This window comes from Collinsella aerofaciens, assembly GCF_020709435.1.
GTDB classification, from domain to species: domain Bacteria; phylum Actinomycetota; class Coriobacteriia; order Coriobacteriales; family Coriobacteriaceae; genus Collinsella; species Collinsella aerofaciens_AU.
Genome location: NZ_JAJFDP010000008.1, coordinates 69074 through 89511, shown reverse-complemented (window position 1 = coordinate 89511; position 20438 = coordinate 69074). Strand labels below are relative to the sequence as shown.

Below are 20438 nucleotides of genomic sequence, written 5' to 3'. Positions count from 1 at the left end.
TCAAGGACGAAGCACACAACAACCTGTTTACGCCCGATAAGGTGCTCAAGAAGTATATCGATGACCACAAGGACGCCGACAACCAGACGGTCTACTTCCTGGCCAACAAGTGGTCGGGCGGCGAGCTGGGCGATGTTGTCGCCGAGTTTGAGTCCGCCGATACCAACAGCTACTATTACTTCCAAAAAATCACGCCTATCTACACGGACAAGGAATGCACCCAGCGCGCGACGGTAAAGCCGCAGGGCAACGACGTCTATTACTACAAGGACGAGTTTGTGGCGATGGGCGCAAACGGCAAGCCGAAGGACGACTATGCCGTTGTGGAGTTTGAGGGGCACGAGATCGCCAGCTACGACGGCGCTCTGGTCAAAGATGACGGCTATTGGTCCTTTAATAAGGGAACCGCGCGCTTGGCCTATATCGACCAGCTGCATACCACCAAGGACGATGTGGAGGTGAATGGTAACAAGACCGAGACCGCGCGCGACGTGCTTAACCCCAGGTGGAATGACCTTTCCTCCGTTGCGACTTCCACGCACGTGCATTCGCACCTGGGCAACAACGGCAAGATTATCTTTAGCCTTGCAACCAAGCCGACAACGGTGGATACCAAGACTGACTTTGGTCTGACCAAGGTGCTCGAGGGCCGCAAGTGGGCGGATACGGATGCGTTTGAGTTTGAGCTCTCCGCGACGTCCGACAACAATGCCCCGATGCCCGACCCCGCGACCGTAACTGTGACCAATGCCGATCTCGACAAGGGCAAGGCAGCCATTAACTTTGGCAAGATTACTTATGCCGAGCCGGGCGAGTACACCTATGAGGTCCGCGAGGTCAAGGGCGACGCCGGTGGCATTACCTACAGCAAGAACGTTGCCACGTTCAAGGTGGCTGTGACGGTTAACGCCAAGGGTGAGCTTAAGGCCGACGTTGAAAAGACCTCGGGTGAGACTAAGTTCACGAACATCTATAGCGCCAAGACGGAAACCCCGCTGACTCTTGAGGCTACCAAGACGCTCACGGGGCGCCTGATGGCCGATGACGAATTTAAGTTTGCGCTGAGCTATGCGGGGCACGACGAGGTTCTGCTGGATGCAACCAACAAGGGTGGCAAGGTTGAGTTCGGTCCGCTGACGTACACGACCGAGTCGCTTGCCAAGCTGGTCGAGGAAGACAAGGCGTCGTTTGACGCTAGCTCAGACAAGCCCACGTGGACCATTCGCTACATTGCTGCCGAGCAGACCGGCGAGCTGCCTGCGGGCGTGAGCACTACCACGGCGGCAATTGACGCATATGTGACCGTTGTCGACAACGGCGATGGTACCCTGACGGCGACGGCTGTCTACGGCGATGCCGGCAACGAGTTTGTGAACGCCTACACTGCCGCGCCTGTCGAGGTATCGCTTGTGGGCAAGAAGAATCTGCAGGTTCCTGATGGCCTGACCCCGGCTGACATTGCCGGCAAGTTCACCTTTACCGTGACCGGTGAAGAGGGCGCACCCATGCCCACGAACGCGAGCGCGACCAATGATGCCAAGGGCAAGGTCGACTTTGGCAAGATTACCTTTACGCTCGACGACCTTAACAAGGCTCTGGGCGAGAAGCCCGAGAAGCGCGAGCACACCTTTACCTACACCGTGACTGAGTCCGGCGAGGTCGCTGGCGTGACCAACGACGCCAACGCCACGCGCAAGGTTTCCTACACCGTGACCGATGACGGCAAGGGTAATTTGAGCGTATCCCACAAGCCAGACGGCGATGTGGCATTTACGTTCACCAATGCCTATAACGTGAAGCCTGTCGAGGATCGGATTACCGCGACCAAGGTCCTGACCGGCCGCGACATGGCTGAGGGCGAGTTCTCCTTCGAGCTCGTCGAGGGCGAGGGCAAGGACGTCAAGGTCGTTGCCACCGGCAAGAACGCCGCCGATGGCAAGATCACGATGAGCCCCATCGAGTACACCAAGGCCGGAACGCACGCCTATACGCTGCGCGAGGTCAAGGGCGGAACCACCAGCAAGGGCATCACCTACAGTGACGCCAAGTACACCATCGAGACCACCATCACGGACAACGGCGACGGTACGCTCAGCGCCACGCATGTTCTGAAGGACGTCAAGGTTGCCGAGTTCAAGAACTCCTACAACGTGACCCCCAAGAGCTCCAGCGTCACCGACCTGATCACCGCGGACAAGGTCCTGGACGGGCGCGACCTCAAGGCTGGCGATTTCCGTTTCGAGCTCGTCGAGGGCAATAACGTGGTCGCCACCGGTACCAACAATGCCGACGGCAAGATCGTAATGGATCCCGTCACCTACACTGCGGCTGGCGAGCACACCTACATACTGCGCGAGACCAAGGCCGGCACCACCGAAAACGGCATTACTTACAGCACCGCTGAGTACACTATTGTGACCACCGTCAAGGATAACAACGATGGCACCCTCAGCGTGGAGCACAAGCTGCAGAATGTTGACAAGGCGACCTTCGAGAACGCCTACACCGTAACCCCCAAGAGCTTCAGTGTTACTGATCAGATCACGGCGACCAAGGTCCTGACCGGGCGCGATCTCAAGGAAGGCGAGTTCTCCTTCGAGCTCGTCGAGGGCAACGATGTTGTCGCCACCGGCAAGAATGACGACCGCGGCAAGATCAAGATGAGCCCCATCGAGTACACCGCTGCCGGCAAGCATACCTACACGCTGTGCGAGGTCCCGGGCGACGCCAACAACGGCATCACCTACGACGGCAAGACCTACACCATTGAGACGACCATCACCGACAAGGGCGACGGCACGCTCGAGGCGAAGCATGTCCTGAATGGAGCCGACGAGGCGAAGTTCAACAACAGCTACAAGCCGAATCCTGACGAGTTCAGCGTCACCGACCAGATCACCGCGAATAAGGTCCTGACCGGACGCGAGCTTGCTGCCGGCGAGTTCTCCTTTGAGCTCGTCGAGGGCGACAAGGTCGTCGCCACCGGCACCAACGACGCCAGCGGCAACATCACGATGGGCGCCGTGAAGTACGCCAAGCCCGGCAAGTACCCCTACACGCTGCGCGAGGTCAACGGCGGAACCACCAGCAAGGGCATCACGTACAGCGACGCCAAGTACACCATCGAGACCACCATTACCGACAACGGTGACGGTACCCTCAGCGCTACGCACGAGCTGAAGAGCGCCACGCCTGCGACCTTCGAGAACACTTACAGCGTGACCCCGACCGATGCAGACCTCGACTTTGACCTGAGCAAGGTCATCAGCGGCCGCGACTGGACGGATGGGGACGAGTTCAGCTTTACCATCACCGCCCCCGAAGACGCCCCACTGCCCGATCCCGCAACCGTAACCGTGAGCAAGAAGGACGCGAAGGACGGCATTGCCGCCATCAAGTTCGGCAAGATTCACTACGCTGCCGCCGGAACCTATAAGTACGAGATTCGCGAGAACGCGGGCAGCACGGTCGGCATGACGTATGACGCGCATGTCGCAACCGCCGAAGTGACCGTGACCGAGAACGGCGATGGCAGCCTGACCGCCAACGTCACCAAGAAGGAAAACGGACGCTTTACCAACACGTACCGCACTGAGCTTAACTACACCGCTGCCGGCGGTCTGTGGCTCAGCAAGTATCTGGATGGCCGCCCCATGACCGAGGGTCAGTTCACCTTTACCGTGACACCTGCTGACGACGCTTCGGCTCGCGCGCTCGGTCTGCTGCCCGGGGCTAATAGCTTCAAGTCCCCCGCAGCGGCAGAGGCAACGGTCGGACTGATCGACATTCTGGCTGGTCATGAGGTTATATTTACGCAGGCTGACGCCGGCAAGACCTTTACGTACACCGTGGCCGAGAAGAACGACGGCCAGCCCGGTTACACCTACGACGACGCCGTGCGTACGGTGACGATCGCCATCGCCGACGACACCGCCGGCACGCTCACTGCTACGACGACCGTTTCCGGCGGTCCCGAGGGCACGCATGAGACGATCCACAAGAGTGGCGAGAACAAGGTCGAGAAGGCCCTGGTGCCGTTCCACAACAGTTACAGCGCTACGACCAACACGCCTGGCGGCACCGCCGCTCAGGTCGTTGCCACCAAGACTCTGACCGGCCGCCCGATGGCCGACGGCGAGTTCTGGTTCGGCATCGCCTATCAGGGTGAGCTTGTGGCATACGAAAACCTCAAGCCCAATATCGGCGGGCACGTGAGCTTTGATACGCTGCACTACGACACTAAGATGCTTGCTAATCTTGAGGCTGCTGGGCTTGCTTATCGTACCGATAAGGACGGTAAGCTTGCCTGGACCATTAACTACACGGCCTACGAAGATTTATTCGGGCTGCCGAATGGCGTTTCCGCTACAACGTGGAGCTTTGGCTTTAAGGTTATCGTCGTCGACAACGGTGACGGTACCCTGACGGCAACGGTCGACTACGGCGGCGTCGAGCCCTTGTTCGAGAACGTCTACGGCGCCGAAGCCGTCGATGCCGCGCTCACCGGCACTAAGAAGCTCCAAGCTGCCGAGGGCCTGACCCCGGCTGACATCACGGGCAAGTTCACCTTTACCGTGACCGCCGACGAGGCTGGTGCCCCGATGCCCGAGCGCACGACCACAGCCAACGACGCGGCTGGCAACGTGGACTTTGGCAAGATCCACTTTACGCTCGAGGACCTCAACCGCGCTCTGGGCGTGACGGACGATGCGACCGATAAGGCCGAGGCAGACGAAGCTGACGAAGCCGAGGCCGACGAGGCAGAGGCCGACGAGGCAGAGGCTGAAGAGGCCGACGCCGATGCCAACGCCGACGAGCCCAGCGACGAGCCCGAGCCCGCAGCCCCCACCGCTCCGCGCTCGCACACCTTTACTTACACGGTGACCGAGTCCGGTAGTGCCCCTGGCGTGACCAATGACACCAACGCCACGCGCAAGGTTTCCTACACCGTGTCTGACGACGGTGCCGGGCATCTGAGCGTCAAGCGCGAAGGCGACGACGGTGCTGCCTTCACGTTTACCAACACCTACGGCGTGGCACCTACCGATTCGTCCGTGACCGATCAGGTCAAGACAGTCAAGCGCCTGACTGGACGCGACCTTGCAGCAGGTGAGTTCACGTTTGAGCTGCTCGAGGACGACGTGGTTGTCGCTAACGGCACCAACGACGCTAACGGCACCGTGACGCTGAGCCCGATTCGCTACGAGGCACCCGGCACGCACACGTACACGCTGCGCGAGGCTTGCCCCAACGCGCTCGGCCTGTACAAGGGCGTCACCTATGACGGCACGACCTACACCGTCGTGACCACCGTCTCCGACAACGGCGACGGCACGCTGACCGCGACGCACAAGCTCGAGGGAACCACCGAGTCGGCTGGCTTTACCAACAAGTATCACGCCATGCCTACGCAGGTTTCCATCGGCGCTATCAAGGTGCTCGAGGGACGCGAACTCAAGAAGGACGAGTTTAGCTTTAAGCTCGTTGGCGAGGACATCGAGTCTACGGTTACCAACGATGCCGACGGCAAGATCAACTTTGACAAGTTTGAGTACGACGAGCCCGGTACGCACGCCTACACCATCAGCGAGGTCAAGGGCGACGAGGTCGGTATGACCTACGACAAGTCCGTCTTTACCGTGACCGTCAACGTGGTCGATGACGGCGAGGGCAACCTCAAGGCGAACGTCGCCTTTACCAAGGGCGACAAGAGCGTCGAGGGTATCGTGTTCAACAACACGTACAAGAAGCCCGAGACGCCCGTGCCGACGCCCGATCCCGGCACGCCTAAGACCGTGACGAACATCGTCAAGACGGTCAAGGGTTTCCTGCCCACCACAGGCGACCAGCAGGCTGCCGCTCTACTTATGGCATTTGTCATCGCCATGGCCGGCGTCGGAGCCCTGGTCTGGGGTATCCGTAAGCGCTAGGCACGCTGGCGGCGCCCGGGGCCAAACGGCCCCGGGCGGCTAGCGGGGAGCCAAAACACAGCCCCCACCCCACCCCTGGCCGCCACGGAGGTATCTCCCTCCTCCGTGGCGGCACTTTTGTGTGCCGGGGGAGGAGGGTGCGCCACGAAATCGGCCCATCTACTACGTTTGGCCCCTTACCCCCAACCATGCCGAAAAACGCGAAAACAAAACCGCAGGTAGAACGCCTGCGGTTTTGCTCAAAACGAAGGCATGGTCAGGGGTACCGAGTCAAACGTAGTAGATGGGCCGATTTCGTGGCGGGCACCGTCAAATGATCCCCCGGGGACTGAGGGAAACGGGTCATCTTGGTTTCACGAGGCTTGCGGAGGCGCTCGTACAGGGCCGTCCGAAAAAACTATGCCGGTTTACGGGGCTGAATCACGAGTCCCCAACCATGCCGATATTCGTGAAAATAAAACCGCAGGTAGACGAGCCGTCATCTTGCAGAAAACGCAAGTATGGATGGGGCCCTGAGTTTAGCCCCGTAATCCGGCATGGTTTTGAAATGGCATTAAATCGATAACAGCCATTTTGCTATGCCGGGGCGGTCGGTCGTTGGGTAATTACCCTCGCAGATAGGCGATGGCGATCTGCGTGCGGTTGCGTAGGCCCATCTTTGCCAGGATCGAGCTGATGTGGTTGCGCACGGTGCCTTCGCCCATATAGGCGGTGGCAGCGATCTCCTTGTTGTCGAGACCGCGGGCGATGAGCTCGGCGACTTCGAACTCGCGGTCGGTCAGGCTGGCGAAGGCTGCGGGCCGGCGGGGCGCGCCCGCCTCGACGCCCGTTCCGTCAAAATCGATGTCCTCGATCGCCTTGCCCTCGAGTATGCGTTTGCCGTCCATGACCTGCGCCAACGCTGGCGGAATGGCGGCGACATCGGTCTTGATCAGGTAGCCGCGGGCGCCGAGCTTGAGCGCCGACACAATGTACTCGTCATCCGAGAATGTCGTCAGAAACACCACGCGCGCCGAAGGGTCGCGCTCGAGGATCTCGCGTGCCGCCGAAAGTCCGTCACGCCCCGGCATCTGGATGTCGAGCAGCGCGATATCGGGTGCGTGCTCGGCGTAGAGCGCCACCGCATCGTCGCCGTTGGCACCGGTACCCACCACTTCGATCTGCGGCTGGGCGCCCAGGATAATCTTGAGCGAATCGACCACCAAGCGGTCGTCGTCGACAACTATGAGCCTCATCGGGCGTCATCTCCTTGCTGTTTGGGGACGGTGGCAAACACGCGCCAGCCGGGGGCGCCGGCGCGCAGGCCGGCGGTGAAGGTTCCGCCAAGCGCTTCGACGCGCTCGCGCATGGAGGCGAGCCCCATGCCTTCTACGACGTTGCTGCTGCTCGCCGGGGTCGCGTCCGCGCCATCATCGGTAACGATGAGCTGGTAAAACGACGGATGCTCCATGCACCGCACGGTAATGGTTTTGGCATGGGCGTGGCGCACGGCGTTGGAAAGCGCCTCGCGCAGCACCGCCGCAAAGCAGTTGGCGACGTTGGCGGGCGCATGCTCGGCCAAAACCTCAAGCTCAATCTGCGGACCGCTGTCCGAGCGTGCGCCTTCAACGATGCGCTCGAGCTGCACGGAGAGGTCAGTCGCATTGTCGTTGAGCGCGTGGACGCTGGCGCGCACGAGCTGGAGCGCCTCGTCAACCGTGCGTTTGACGTCGGCGAAATCGGCGGCGACGTCGGGCTCATCGGCATGGACCACGCGCAAGGCCTCGGCTTGAAGCGAAGCGCGCGTGAGCTGGTGGCCCACGTTATCGTGGATTTCGCGCGCGATGCGGGCGCGTTCGGCGAGCGTCGCGAGCTCGACTTCGTAGTCCTGGCGATCGGCAAGATCGCGGTTGCGCGCCTCGAGCGCGAGGGCTCGTTCCTGCAGCTCGTCGCGGGTGCGGCGCATGCGCCGCTGCTCGCGCTCCAACTGGGCGGTGCGTAGCGATAGCAAGGTGGCGGCAACCGAAAGGATGGCGGTTAACAGCAGCGTTCGGGTGGTGAGCACGCCACCACGAAGGTCCGCGACAAGCGCGCAGACAAACACGGCGCCAATCGCCAGCGCGGGCCAGATTCGTTCACGGCGAACGCGTCGCGCGATGTCATAGAGAGCGAGAGGCGCAAACGGCACAAACGGCGGCACGAAGACAGCCGCGATGATGCAGGCGTAGCTCGCGGCCTCGCTCACACGGCGGGCGCGGTTTCCCTGTACGACCTCGGCCAGCGAGGTGGCAATAACGCCAAGGCAAAACGCCGCGACCAGGCGAGCGTCCACAGCAAGACCCATGGCGGCCGCAATACAGCACGCCAGCACGATCGATTTGTCGAAAAGCCTGTTCATACGGGTATTGTACGCGAAGCTGCGCGTGGTGGAGGGGCCGCCTAGCGCAACCGTGACATTCCTCCCGCACGGTGGGGCGGTCGCGTCAGCGTGCCACGCGACCGAGCCCCCGCACTCGTGACAAAGCTCACTGGTGCGCGCCGTCCGCTCCTGCGATGATGCAATCGTACCGGGCCGCAAGCAACAGAAGGGCCGCCTCATGACAGACATCGTCCACGTCGAAAACCTCGTCAAGCGCTACGACGATCTTATCGCGTTCGACCACTTTAACCTGAGCATCGCCCCCGGCGAGATCTTTGGCCTGCTGGGCCCCAACGGCTCGGGCAAGACCACGTCCATCAACTGCATTTTGCAGCTGCTTGCCTACGACAAAGGCACCATCGAGCTGTTCGGCGAACCCATGACGCCCGCCCGCTACGACCTCAAGCGCCGCATCGGCGTGGTGCCGCAGCGGGTGGCGGTATTCGACGAGCTCACGGTGCGCGAGAACATCGACTATTTCTGCAGCCTCTACGTCAACGACCGCAAGCGCCGCCGCGCGCTGGTCGACGAGGCCATCGACTTTGTCGGCCTGGGCGACTTTGCCAAGTTCCGCCCCGGCAAGCTCTCGGGCGGCCTGGCGCGACGCCTCAACATCGCCTGCGGCATCGCGCACAAGCCCGAGCTCATCTTTTTTGACGAGCCCACGGTGGCGGTCGACCCGCAGAGCCGCAACGCCATCCTGGAGGGCATCTGCCGCCTGCGCGACGAGGGCGCCACGGTGGTGTATACCAGCCATTACATGGAGGAAGTCGAGCAGATCTGCAGCCGCATCATGATCATGGACGGCGGCCGCGTGCTGGCGCAGGGCACCAACGACGAGCTCAAACGCATGATTCAGATGGGCGAGCGCGTGACCGTCGAGGTGGGCGCCGTCGAGCCAGCCACGGTCGAGCGGCTGCGCGCCCTCGAGCACGTGCTCAGCGTCGAGCTGTCCGGCGGCGAGCTCGTCTGCACCTGCGAGACGAGTCCGCACAATCTGGTCGACATCCTCGACACGCTGCGCGCTGCCGGCGTTGCGCTCGGCCGCGTGTGGAGCGAGCCACCGACCCTCAACGACGTGTTCCTCGAGATCACCGGCCGCGAGCTGCGCGACTAGGGGGCGGCCATGTTCAACACCATCATCACTACGGTCAAGACGCTGCTGCGCCGGCCGAGCACGTGGGTCTGGGGCGCTCTCTTTCCCATCGCACTTTCCACGATGTTCATGTTTATGTTTGCGAATCTGAGCTCCGACGGCACGGTCGACCCGGTGCCGGTGGCCGTCGTAGCGGATGAGACCTGGGACGCCTCGACCTTTAAGGACGTGGCGACGTCGCTTGCCAAGGAAGGCGACGACCAGCTGCTCGAGATCCACGAGTGCGACGACGCAGCCGATGCGAACCGTGCGCTTAAGGCCGGCGAGGTCGCGGGCATCTATACGGTCGACGCCGAAGGCACGCCTAAACTCACGCTGCTATCGAGCTACGACAGCTCGCGCGCATCATCGGTGCTCACCGATCGCAGCATCCTGGAGACGGTGGCAAGTTCGTATACACAAAATGCCGAGCTCATGTCTCAGATTGCCCAGGACAACCCGGCGGCGCTCGCCGACCCCGAGGCGGTTGCGCGCGCCCTGTCGCTCGAGGGCGGCACCCGTCGCGTGAGCCTTACGCGCACCACGCCCGACGGCACGGTCATCTACTATTACGCGCTTTTTGGCCTGGTCGCGATGATGTCTGCCGAGTTTGCCGCCTTGAGCGTCGTCGACTTGCAGCCCAATCTGTCGGGCCTTGGCGCGCGTCGCTGCGTGGGCGGCCTTTCTAAAACGGCGTCGCTGGCCGGTATCTTTGTGGGCTCGTGGCTGGTCTCCTTTGTCTCGATGGCGATCGCGATCGGCTACGTGCGCCTGGTTGTGGGCGTCGACTTTGGCGGGCGCGAGGGGCTGTGTCTGGTGGGCGGTGCCGCTTCCGCGCTTGCCGCCACGGGCCTGGGGCTCTTTGTGGGCACTCTGCCCGTTAAGGGCGGCAAGGCATCCAAGTCGGGCATCCTCACAGGCTTTGCCACCACGTGCGCTTTGTTCGCTGGGCTCTACGGCGAACCGGCGATGGCGCTTGCCGATGACGTCGCCCGCGCCTGTCCGGCCGAGTGCTGGCTCAACCCCGTCAAGCTCATCTGCGACATGTTCAACCGCCTGTATTTCTTTGAGGACCTGGATCCTTTCGCCGTTCGCGCCGGCGCGCTGGTCCTCATGGCACTGCTGTTCGTTGCCGCCGCCACGCTGATCTTTGGAAGGAGCCGCTATGAGCACCTTTAAGACCGCGCTTCGCATGGCGCTCGCTCACCCGTTCTACCTGCTCATCTACACGGTGTTCATTTCGCTGATGGGCGTATTCATCGCGGCATCTGTGAGCTGGAACTCGTCGCAGCTCACCGAGTACAAGCCCTACGACGCCAACGTGATCGTGGTCGACCGCGATGGCAGTGATCTTTCACTTGCGCTCACCAAGCACCTAGGTTCGCGGTTTGACCTGGTCACGGGCGTCGGCGATGACACGTACGACCTTGCGGACGCGCTCTCCAAGAGCAACAGCGCCAAGGGCAGCGCCGACTGCGTGTTCTTTATCCCGGAGGGGTTCGAGGACGACCTGGTCGCGGCTGCCCGCGCGGGGGAGTCCCTGCCCAAGCTCGATGTGACCTACGGTGCCGGCACCATGGCGGCGGCGCTTTCGTCTGCCGAGGCTTCGCGCTGGATCTCGCTCGCGGGCGCTGCAGCCGCACTTGAGCCCACTGCCTCCAACGGCGACGTTGCCAAGGCCGCCGAACATGCCGCTGCAAAGCGCGCGGAGGTCCAGATCGAGCGGGTCAAGGTCGACTCGGCTGCTGCCGCCACGCTCGAGTCGTACTTCAACTTTGGCGCGTACGCGATTATCTCGTCGGTCATCGTGTCGGTGGGCTTGGTGTTTTCGGGCATGAACGAGCCCGAGCGCGTGCGCCGCATGGATGCCGGCCCAATCTCCGATCGCCAGCGTTCGCTTGCCGTGTTTGCGGCCGCCGCCGTGCTCACCGTCTGTATCTGGTTTGTGTCGAGCATGATGGGCGTCGTGGGCTTTGCCAGCGCGGTTGCCGAGGTCGGCGTGGGCCGCGTGTGCCTTGCGCTGGCGGCAACGTTTGCCCTAGCGCTGACGCCACTGGCCGTTGGCTTTACGCTGTCGAGCCTGGGCGCGCGCGAGGAGCTGCTCAACGGTGTGGGCAACCTGCTTGGCATGCTCATGACGTTTTTGGATGGCGCCTGGATGCCGCTGTCGCTGATGGGCTCGGCCGTGCAGACTGTGGCGCACTTTGTGCCGACATATTGGGTGAACGACGCGATTGGCAAGGCGCTCGCCGCGGACCTGACGTCCACCGTGCTGGGCGACATCGCTTGCGATCTGGGCGTCACAGTGCTCTTTGCCGCGGCCATCGCCGCCGTAGGCCTAGCCCTCGCCCACAACAAATCCCACGCCTAGACACCTACTCATTGGGGACAGACTTAAACGACCAAAAGTATTCATTGGGGACAGACTTAAATGACTAGCCATCGGGGGCAGATAAGGAGCGTCCCCAACTGCCGGGTGGCGAAAGAGCGTCCCTTGTGACTGGTCATTTAAGAACGTCCCCAATGACTAGTCTGAAACAAATCCCCACTCTCGCCCCAAAATAGTTCGCCAAGGTTTACTATTACGTTCATAAAGTAGTACGAGGCTAACAATGGGGGATACCATGGCAACGCAGGAAGCCTACGTCCAGGTTAAGGATCTCAAAAAGCACTACGGCGACGGTGATGCGCGCCTGACGGTACTCGATGGCATCGACGCGTCCATCAACCGCGGCGAGATCTGCGTCATGCTGGGGCCCTCGGGCTCGGGCAAGTCGACCTTTCTCAACCTGATCGGCGGCCTGGAGGATGCTGACGGCGGCTCCATCATGGTGGACGGCTGCGACCTCACGGTGCTCAAGCCTACCGACCTTGGCGAGTATCGCCGCCGTGAGCTGGGCTTTGTCTTCCAGTTCTACAACCTGGTGCCCGACCTCACCATCAAGGAAAACATCGAGGTTACGGCGCACCTGTCCAAAACCCGCTCAATGTCGACGACCTGCTGCGTTCTCTGGGCCTCTACGAGCACCGCAACAAGTTTCCGCGCCAGGTCTCAGGCGGTCAGCAGCAGCGCTGCGCCATCGGCCGCGCACTCGTCAAAAACCCGGGCCTGCTGCTGTGCGACGAGCCCACGGGCGCACTTGACTACAAGACGTCCAAGGAAATCTTGCAGCTCATGGAGGATGTCAACCGCACCTACGGCTGCACCATCATCATCGTCACGCACAACGCCGCCATCGCTCGCATGGCCAACCGCGTGCTGCGCCTGCGCGACGGGCGCATCGTCGAGGATGAGCTCAACGAGTCGCCCATCGCGGCCGCCGAGCTCGATTGGTAGGCGGCGCCATGACACCTCTCGCAAAACGTCTCCCGCGCGAGCTGCGCCGCAATATCGGCAAGTACCTGGGCATCTTTTTGCTTATGTGCGGAAGCATCGCCCTTACCTCGGGCTTTTTGCTCGCGGCGCATTCCATCGGTTGCCTTATCGACGACATGCGCGATGCGTACACGATTGAGGACGGCCGCGTGACCACCTCCTTCGAGGCCACTAAAGACCAGCTCAAGGCCGCCGAGGACGCGGCCGACGACGTCGGCGGCGTCACGCTCTACAAGAATTTCTCCATCGACGCCATCATCAAAAAGACCGCCGGCGACGACGGCACCAAGCGCACGCTGCGCACCTATGCGCATCGCACCAAGGTCGATATCGCGTCCTACTGTGAGGGCAGGCAGCCTAAGACGGACGGTGAGGTGGCAATCGACCGTGTCTTCGCCACCAACAACGACCTCGCCGTGGGCGATAAAGTCGAGCTCGAGGGTCGCACCTACACCATCTGCGGCATCATGACCCAGCCCGATAGCCAGGCGCTGTTCCTCAACAACTCGGACTTTACGGTGAACACCATCACGTACGGCGTGGCCGAAGTGACCGACGCCGGCTTTGCCGCGCTCGAGGATGCCGGCGGCGCGCCTGCCTACACCTACTCCTTCGCCTTTGCCGATCGCGACCTCCCCACCGCGGATCGCATCGATGCGGAGCAGGATATGGTAGAGGCGCTCACCGATGCCGATGCACGCGTGGATGACCTCATCGATGCCGATTCCAATCAGGGCATTGGCTATGCGCGTGACGACGTGGACGGCGACTCCATGATGTGGATGACGCTGCTCGATATCATCATCGTGATCATGGCGTTTGTCTTTGTGGTGCTCACCGACGCCACCATCGAGGAGGAGAGCGCCATCATCGGCACGCTGCTCGCCAGCGGCTATCGTCGTCGCGAGATCGTGCTGCACTACCTTGCGCTTCCCGCCATCGTGGGCGTGGTCGCGGCGCTTTTGGGCACCGCTCTCGGCATTGCGTTCTTTACCGAGCCCATGCGCAGCCTCTATTACGGTTCGTACAGCCTGCCGCCCTTCCAGGTGTACTGGAGCTGGGAGATCTTTGTGAAGTGCGCCGTGGTTCCCGCCGTCGCGCTCATCCTCATCACGCTGGTGGGTCTGCTTCGCAAAATGGGCAAGACGCCGTTGCAGTTCCTTCGTCACGAGGCGAGCGGCAAATCGGGCACCAAGCGCGGCTTGCAGCTGCCGGAGCGCATGGGTTTTGTTTCCCGGTTCCGCCTGCGCATCTTCCTGCGCAACCTGGGCAACTTCGCCACGCTCTTCGTGGGCATTGCGTTTGCCTCGCTGCTGCTGCTCTTTGGCCTGGCGATTCTGCCCACGATGACGCACTACGCGGACAACCTCGAGACGAGCCTGGTCGCCGAGCACCAGTACACGCTCAAGGCTCCGCTGGAGCTCGAGGGCACCGCCGAGGAGCGCGAGCAGTGGTCGGCACTCGAGCGCTTGCAGTCGGTTGACGGCGCGCTGCTTTCCGCCGCCCAGGATGCCGATGACGAGCTTGACGACGCGGCCGATGCGGCGCAGGCGGCAGCCGATGCCGCGACCGCGTCTCCGTCTGCCGAGAGCCTGGCCGCGGCGCAGGATGCGCTTGCCAAGGTCCAGGACAAGAAGGATGCGCTCTACGCGCACCTCGATGACCTTGCCGATGCCCTCGGCTGCAACCGCGACGAGGCTATCGACCTGATTGACAAGGCCTCTAAGGTCGACACTGACAACGACGATATCCACCCGGTTAACACGACCGATAACGGCGCGGGTGCAATCGCACAGGCCGAGAAATACGCCGTTTACCAGCTGCAATACGACCGCGGCGATGGTAATGGGCAGGAGACGATTTCCGTCTACGGCATCTCGCCCGATTCGCGCTACTGGAAAGACCTCAACGTCGGCGACGGACGCGTCGTCTTTGGCGGCGGTCTGCTCGATAAGTTTGGCTGGAGCGAGGGCCAGAAGGTCACGCTCGGCGACAAGTACGAGGGCGAGCATTATTCCCTTGAGTACGCGGGCAAGGACTGTGCCTGGGGCTCAAAGTCGGACATGAATATCTATATGAGCATCGACGACTTTAACGAGCTGTTCGACAACGACGGCGCCTACTTTAACGGCTATGTGAGCGACGAGAAGCTCGACTTCGATGCTCGTTACTTTGCCGGCGACACCACGCCCGACGACATGCGTGCCGTGGGTGACCAGTTCATCGGCATGATGAGCAAAATGATCGGCATGATGGTCGGGCTCGCGGTGTTTATCTTCCTGCTGTTTATGTACCTGCTGACCAAGGCTGTGATCGACCACAGCGCCCGGTCGATTAGCTACATGAAGGTCTTTGGCTATCGCGATAGCGAGATCTCGCATCTGTACATCCGCTCGATCACGCTGTGCGTGGCGGCGTCGCTCGTGCTGAGCCTGCCGGTCATTATTGGCTCGCTCACGGCCATCTTCCGCTCGATGCTGCTCGCCTACAACGGCAATATCGAGATCTATGTGCCCTGGTGGTCCATGGTCGCATGCGTCGGCATTGGCTTTGCGACTTACCTCGTCGTGGCGCTCCTGCACACGCGCTCCATCAAACGTGTGGGCCTGGCCGAGGCGCTCAAGGTGCAGGAGTAGTCATTGGGGACAGTCTTAAACGACTAGTCATCGGGGACAGTCTTTGCTGACTTGCCGGCTCGCCGGCCGTGCTGGCAAGGACTGTCCCCAACTGCCGGCAGGAAAGGAACGTCCCTAGCTGCCAGGTGGCGAGGCACTCATTTAAGTCCGTCCCCAATGAGTGGTTTCAGTCATTTAAGTCTGTTCCCAATGACTAGGTGCCGTACTTGACTTTAACTCTGCTTTAACTGGTACCATCCTCTATGTCTGTAACGCTATATAGACCGAGGGGATAGATCTATGACCGCAACTGCACCCGCAGCACCCGCTAAGGTGTACTTCACCAACCTGCGCACGCATGCTCGCGAGAGCCAGCTCGACAAGCTCAAGCGCCTCATCCGTCACGCCGGTATCGAGCAGATCGACTTTGAGAACAAGTTCGTCGCCATCAAGATTCACTTTGGCGAGCTGGGCAACCTGAGCTTTTTGCGCCCCAACTACGCCCGCGCCGTCGCGGACGTCGTGAAGGAGCTGGGCGGCAAGCCCTTCCTCACCGACTGCAATACGCTCTATGTCGGTAGCCGCAAAAACGCGCTCGAGCACATCGATACCGCCTACCAGAACGGCTTTACCCCGTATGCCACGGGTTGCCAGATCATCATTGCCGACGGCCTCAAGGGCACCGACGAGGCGCTCGTCCCGGTCGAGGGCGGCGAGTACGTGCACGAGGCCAAGATCGGTCAGGCGCTCATGGATGCCGACATTGTGATCAGCCTCACTCACTTTAAGGGCCATGAGCAGGCCGGTTTTGGCGGCGCCATGAAGAACCTGGGCATGGGAGGCGGCAGCCGTGCCGGCAAGATGGAGCAGCATGCCGCCGGCAAGCCGAACGTCGCGACCGAGCACTGCGTTGGCTGCCATGCCTGCGAAAAGATCTGCGCGCACAACGCTATCTCGTTCGACGGCACCCGCGAGCGCGAGCTTGCCAGCGGCGCTACTCGCACGGTGCACGTGGCTGCCATCGACCACGATCGCTGCGTGGGCTGCGGACGCTGCATTGCGGCATGCAACCAGGACTGCATCAAGCCCGGTTATGAGGCCGCGGCCGACGTGCTCAACTGCAAGATCGCCGAGTACACCAAGGCCGTCGTCGACGGCCGCCCGAGCTTCCACATCTCGCTTGCCATGGACATCAGTCCCAACTGCGACTGCCATCCCGAAAACGATACGCCTATCGTCAACGACATCGGCATGTTCGCGAGCTTCGACCCGGTCGCCATCGACCAGGCCTGCGCCGACGCCGTCATGGCGTCTGAGCCGCTGCCCAACACCGAGCTCACCGATAGCGCGGCCAAGATGGAGCATAACCACGAGCATCTGGAGGGCGAGCAGGCCAAGGATCCCTTCTGCATCATGCATCCCGACACCGACTGGCGCGTGTGCATCGCGCATGCCGAGAAGATCGGCCTGGGCACGAGCGAGTATGAGCTCATCGAGGTCAAGTAGCACCTAGCTATTAGACAAAACAAGCGCCTTTGTAGCACAACTGTTAGCAAAAGCCGCCCGTGAGCACAGTGCCCACGGGCGGCTTTTCGGAAGTGCTAGGGGGTCAGATAGGCCAGTAAACCGTACTATTTGCCTAAAAATACTCGTCGAGGAAGTCGTCGACCGTGTTCCAGTAGAGTTCGGGGTCGACCTGCGCGCTCTTGGCGTGGGTGGCGCCATGGACGGTGAGCTTTTGCTTGACCTTGCTGGCGCACGCGTCGTAGTTTTGGTCGAGCATGCTGTACGGCACAAAGGTGTCTTGGTCACCGTGGATAAACAGCATGGGAACCGTCGCGCGCTTGAGCTGTTCCACGCTGCTCGCCTTATGAAAGTCGTAGCCCGCGCGCACGTTGCACACCAAGTTTGCTACATCGAGCAAGGGAAAGCTGGGCAGGCCGAACACGTCCTTGAGCTGCAGAGAAAACTCGTCCCAAACACTCGTATAACCGCAGTCCTCGATAATGCATTTCACGTTTGCGGGCAGAGATTCCCCCGCGACGTTCATGGCGGTCGCCGCGCCCATGGATTCGCCAAAGACCAGGATGCGCGCCTTGGGGTCAGCCTGAACGATTCGCTCGATCCATGCGACGATGTCGAGGCGCTCGGGCCAGCCCATGCCGATATAGTCGCCGCCGGAGCGCTCGTGGGCGCGGGCGGCGGGTGCGAGTACGTTCATGCCACGGTCATGGAATCGTTTAGCGTATCGGGCCATGCCGATGGGCTCATCGGTGTATCCGTGTAGGCAGACAGCGTAATTGTGTGTGGTCTCTGGGGCGGCAAAATACCAGGCGGCAAGCTCGGTCCCGTCGTCCGCGGTGAGGTTGCTGCTCTTGCGGTTCTCTTTAAACCATGCCCGCGCCTCGGTATCCTCGGCATCCGGCTGCTCACCTTCTTTGTCGTTCTTGCTATCCTGCATCATCTTCATGGTGTATGGCGCGCGGGGATTCAGCGCGAAGTCAAACAGAAAGTTGCCGGCAAATCCGAGCAGCGCAACGACAACCACCAGTGCAACGATGCCGGCTATCTTGAGCTTTCGATGGGAACGTGCGTTTTGAGCCATGCGGTATTCTCCTATAAGATGTTAATACATCAACATTTAATGCAAGCGCATTATGGACGTTCGCCGTTGATGCGTCAACAGGCAAAGAATGGGTAAACAAAGGGTCACGTATGGTGCAAATTTCGCACGTACCTAGACGCTTTGATATAGTGTTGAGAACTCTTTACGTTGGAGGATGTAACCGGCATGTCCGATTCGAGCGACAGTTCTAAGCCGCGACCCAAGACCGCGGCCGTTCCACACTACACAGTGGGCGAGGAGATCATGAACTCCGTCACCCATGGTGTCGGCTGCCTGCTGGGTATCGCGGGCCTGGTGCTCCTGATCGTATTCGCCGCCCTGCGCGGCGGAGGCCCGGCCCATATGGCCGCGGCGATTGTCTATGGCGTCAGCATTATCCTCGAATACCTAGCCTCCACGCTCTACCACGCGATTCAGCCCGCGCGCGCCAAGCGCGTGTTTCGCATCATCGACCACAGCTGCATCTACCTGCTCATTGCGGGCAGCTATACGCCGTTTTGCCTTATCACGCTCGCAAACGACGGCGGCCCTGCGCTGTTCTTTGCCGTATGGGCCATCGCCATTATCGGCATCGCCCTCGAGTGCTTCCTACGCGAGCGTCAACCGCACTGGGTAAGCGGCCTGGTCTACCTGCTGATGGGCTGGCTCGTTGTCTTTAAGCTGCCCGAACTTGTGGCGCTGCTCAACCCCGTGGCACTTGCCCTGCTCGCCGTCGGCGGCGTGTGCTACACCGCGGGCGTGCCGTTCTATATCGCCAAAAACGTGCGCTACCTGCACAGTGTGTTTCACTTGTGGGTGCTCGCCGGCAGTATCTTCCAGTTCATGGCGGTGATCCTCTTCGTAATCTAGCGATCGCGCCTGCGCCCGCGGGCCCGTCCGGGCGCCCGCCGGGTGCAACTGCCCTATCCGCCATCAACGTTTTGACCTGACGTCCCGAATCTTGGAGGTTCGAGAAACTCCCGATGGACATAACCATCTCCCTTATCACCACCCTCGTTTTGACCCTCATCAACGGCTACTTCTCTATGTCCGAGATGGCGCTCACCACGGCCAAGCGCGCCGTGTTGGAGCACGAGGCCGAGGAAGGCGACAAGCGCGCCGAGCGTGCCATTAAGCTGGCTGCCGACTCCGACCAGCTGCTCGCCACCATCCAGGTTGCCATTACGCTCGTGGGCTTCGCCTCGTCCGCCGTCGCCTCGACGAGTCTGTCCGACCCGCTCGCCACGTGGCTCATGAGCTTTGGCATCGCGCCGCTCTCCGCCATCGCGCGCGGCCTGGCGCCGGTCATCATCACCGTCGCGGTCGCCTTCGTGTCCATCGTGATCGGCGAGCTCGTCCCCAAGCGCATCGGCCTGGCCAATGCCGAGGGCGTGTCCAAGCAGGTCGTGGGACCGTTGTCGTTTTTCCAAAAGATCGCCCGTCCGCTCGTGTGGCTGACCGGCGCCTGCTCCGATGGCCTGGCCCGCATCCTGCGCATCAAGAGCGCCGACGACCGTCAAAACGTCTCGGAAGAAGAGATCAAGTACATGGTCTCGGAGCAGGACGACCTGCTCGACGAGGAAAAGCGCATGATCCACGAGATCTTCGACCTAGGCGACACCGTTGCCCGCGAGGTCATGGTGCCGCGCGTGGACACCACCATGTGCGAGGACGACGAGACGGTCGCCGACGTGTTGTCCACCATGCGCCAGACCGGCTTCAGCCGCATCCCCGTCTATCACGAGGATCCCGACAACGTCGCCGGCATTGCGCACATCAAGGACCTGATCCAACCCGCGCTCGACGGCAAGGGTGACCAGCCCATCGCCGGCTTTTTGCGCGACGCCACCTTTGTGCCCGACACCAAGGACATCCTGCCGCTACTGTCCGAGATGCAGACCTCGCACGACCAGATCGTGGTGGTCGTGGACGAGTACGGCGGCACGGCCGGCATTATCACCATCGAGGATATCGTCGAGGAGATCGTCGGCGAGATCGAGGACGAGTTCGACCCCGACAACAAGTATCTCACGCGCCTTTCGCGCCGCGAGTGGCTCGTTGATGGGCGTTTTTCGTGCGATGACGCGATTGAGCTTGGTTGGCCGCTCGAGGAAAGCGATGATTATGAGACCATCGCCGGCTGGATTTTGGAGCTTTGCGACTCGGTGCCCGACATCGGAGAGGTGTTTGAGGTCGCGGGGTACAAGTTTAAAGTTCAGTCGATGCGTGGCCAGCGCATCTCGCTCATTCGCGTGATCGCTCCGGCCGAAACCGATAAGAAGGATTCCGAGTCTTCGGTAGACGAGCCGACGACGTCGGGTGCGGGTTCCGCGAATCCGCACGACGGCGACGAGTAGGACAAGGAAGAGTAGGGGAGAG

12 protein-coding genes and 1 pseudogene are annotated in these 20438 nt (G+C 61.5%); 10 read left to right on the top strand and 3 right to left on the bottom strand.

The genetic code is table 11. The features are described from left to right. Positions 1–41: 41 nt before the first annotated feature. Positions 42–5930, top strand: coding sequence for a Spy0128 family protein (locus LK493_RS06515; RefSeq protein WP_227790508.1), 5889 nt, complete (start codon positions 42–44; stop codon positions 5928–5930). A gap of 605 nt (positions 5931–6535) precedes the next feature. Here LK493_RS06515 and LK493_RS06510 read toward each other — a convergent pair. Both LK493_RS06510 and LK493_RS06505 read right to left on the bottom strand, forming a co-directional pair. After that, positions 6536–7165: a response regulator gene (locus LK493_RS06510; RefSeq protein ID WP_227790507.1), complete on the bottom strand. Its 630-nt coding sequence runs from the start codon at positions 7163–7165 to the stop codon at positions 6536–6538. Further along, complete coding sequence (locus LK493_RS06505) at positions 7162–8307, bottom strand: sensor histidine kinase (RefSeq protein ID WP_227790506.1); 1146 nt, start codon at positions 8305–8307, stop codon at positions 7162–7164. The genes LK493_RS06510 and LK493_RS06505 overlap by 4 nt, the downstream gene beginning before the upstream one ends. A gap of 199 nt (positions 8308–8506) precedes the next feature. Here LK493_RS06505 and LK493_RS06500 point away from each other — a divergent pair, with 199 nt between their 5' ends. The 7 genes and pseudogenes from LK493_RS06500 to LK493_RS06470 all read left to right on the top strand — a co-directional run bounded on the left by LK493_RS06500 (position 8507) and on the right by LK493_RS06470 (position 16960). After that, the gene (locus LK493_RS06500) at positions 8507–9445 is read left to right on the top strand and encodes an ABC transporter ATP-binding protein (protein WP_227790505.1); all 939 of its coding nucleotides are present in this window, start codon (positions 8507–8509) and stop codon (positions 9443–9445) included. A 9-nt stretch (positions 9446–9454) separates the two neighbouring features. Beyond that, the gene (locus tag LK493_RS06495; protein ID WP_227790504.1) at positions 9455–10642 is read left to right on the top strand and encodes an ABC transporter permease; all 1188 of its coding nucleotides are present in this window, start codon (positions 9455–9457) and stop codon (positions 10640–10642) included. Continuing rightward, positions 10629–11834 (top strand): ABC transporter permease, encoded by a 1206-nt coding sequence (locus LK493_RS06490; protein ID WP_227790503.1) that lies wholly within the window; start codon positions 10629–10631, stop codon positions 11832–11834. The genes LK493_RS06495 and LK493_RS06490 overlap by 14 nt, the downstream gene beginning before the upstream one ends. A 241-nt stretch (positions 11835–12075) precedes the next feature. Beyond that, positions 12076–12536 (top strand): annotated as a pseudogene (locus tag LK493_RS10415) (ABC transporter ATP-binding protein); the annotation flags it as partial. A gap of 102 nt (positions 12537–12638) precedes the next feature. Next, entirely contained in the window at positions 12639–12800 is a 162-nt protein-coding gene (locus tag LK493_RS10410) for a hypothetical protein (RefSeq protein WP_227790519.1), read from the top strand. Between the two features lie 8 nt (positions 12801–12808). Next, positions 12809–15475, top strand: a complete 2667-nt coding sequence (locus tag LK493_RS06475) for an ABC transporter permease (RefSeq protein ID WP_227790502.1) — start codon at positions 12809–12811, stop codon at positions 15473–15475. A 279-nt stretch (positions 15476–15754) separates the two neighbouring features. Next, positions 15755–16960 (top strand): DUF362 domain-containing protein, encoded by a 1206-nt coding sequence (locus LK493_RS06470; RefSeq protein ID WP_227790501.1) that lies wholly within the window; start codon positions 15755–15757, stop codon positions 16958–16960. Positions 16961–17093: 133 nt separating this feature from the next. Here LK493_RS06470 and LK493_RS06465 read toward each other — a convergent pair whose 3' ends face one another. Beyond that, complete coding sequence (locus LK493_RS06465; protein WP_227790500.1) at positions 17094–18059, bottom strand: alpha/beta hydrolase; 966 nt, start codon at positions 18057–18059, stop codon at positions 17094–17096. Positions 18060–18245: 186 nt separating this feature from the next. Here LK493_RS06465 and trhA point away from each other — a divergent pair, with 186 nt between their 5' ends. Both trhA and LK493_RS06455 read left to right on the top strand, forming a co-directional pair. Further along, positions 18246–18929 carry a PAQR family membrane homeostasis protein TrhA gene (gene trhA, locus LK493_RS06460; protein WP_227790499.1) on the top strand — a complete coding sequence of 228 codons (684 nt, stop codon included), beginning with the start codon at positions 18246–18248 and terminating at the stop codon, positions 18927–18929. A gap of 113 nt (positions 18930–19042) precedes the next feature. Further along, positions 19043–20416, top strand: a complete 1374-nt coding sequence (locus LK493_RS06455; protein WP_055285343.1) for a hemolysin family protein — start codon at positions 19043–19045, stop codon at positions 20414–20416. Positions 20417–20438 lie beyond the last annotated feature (22 nt).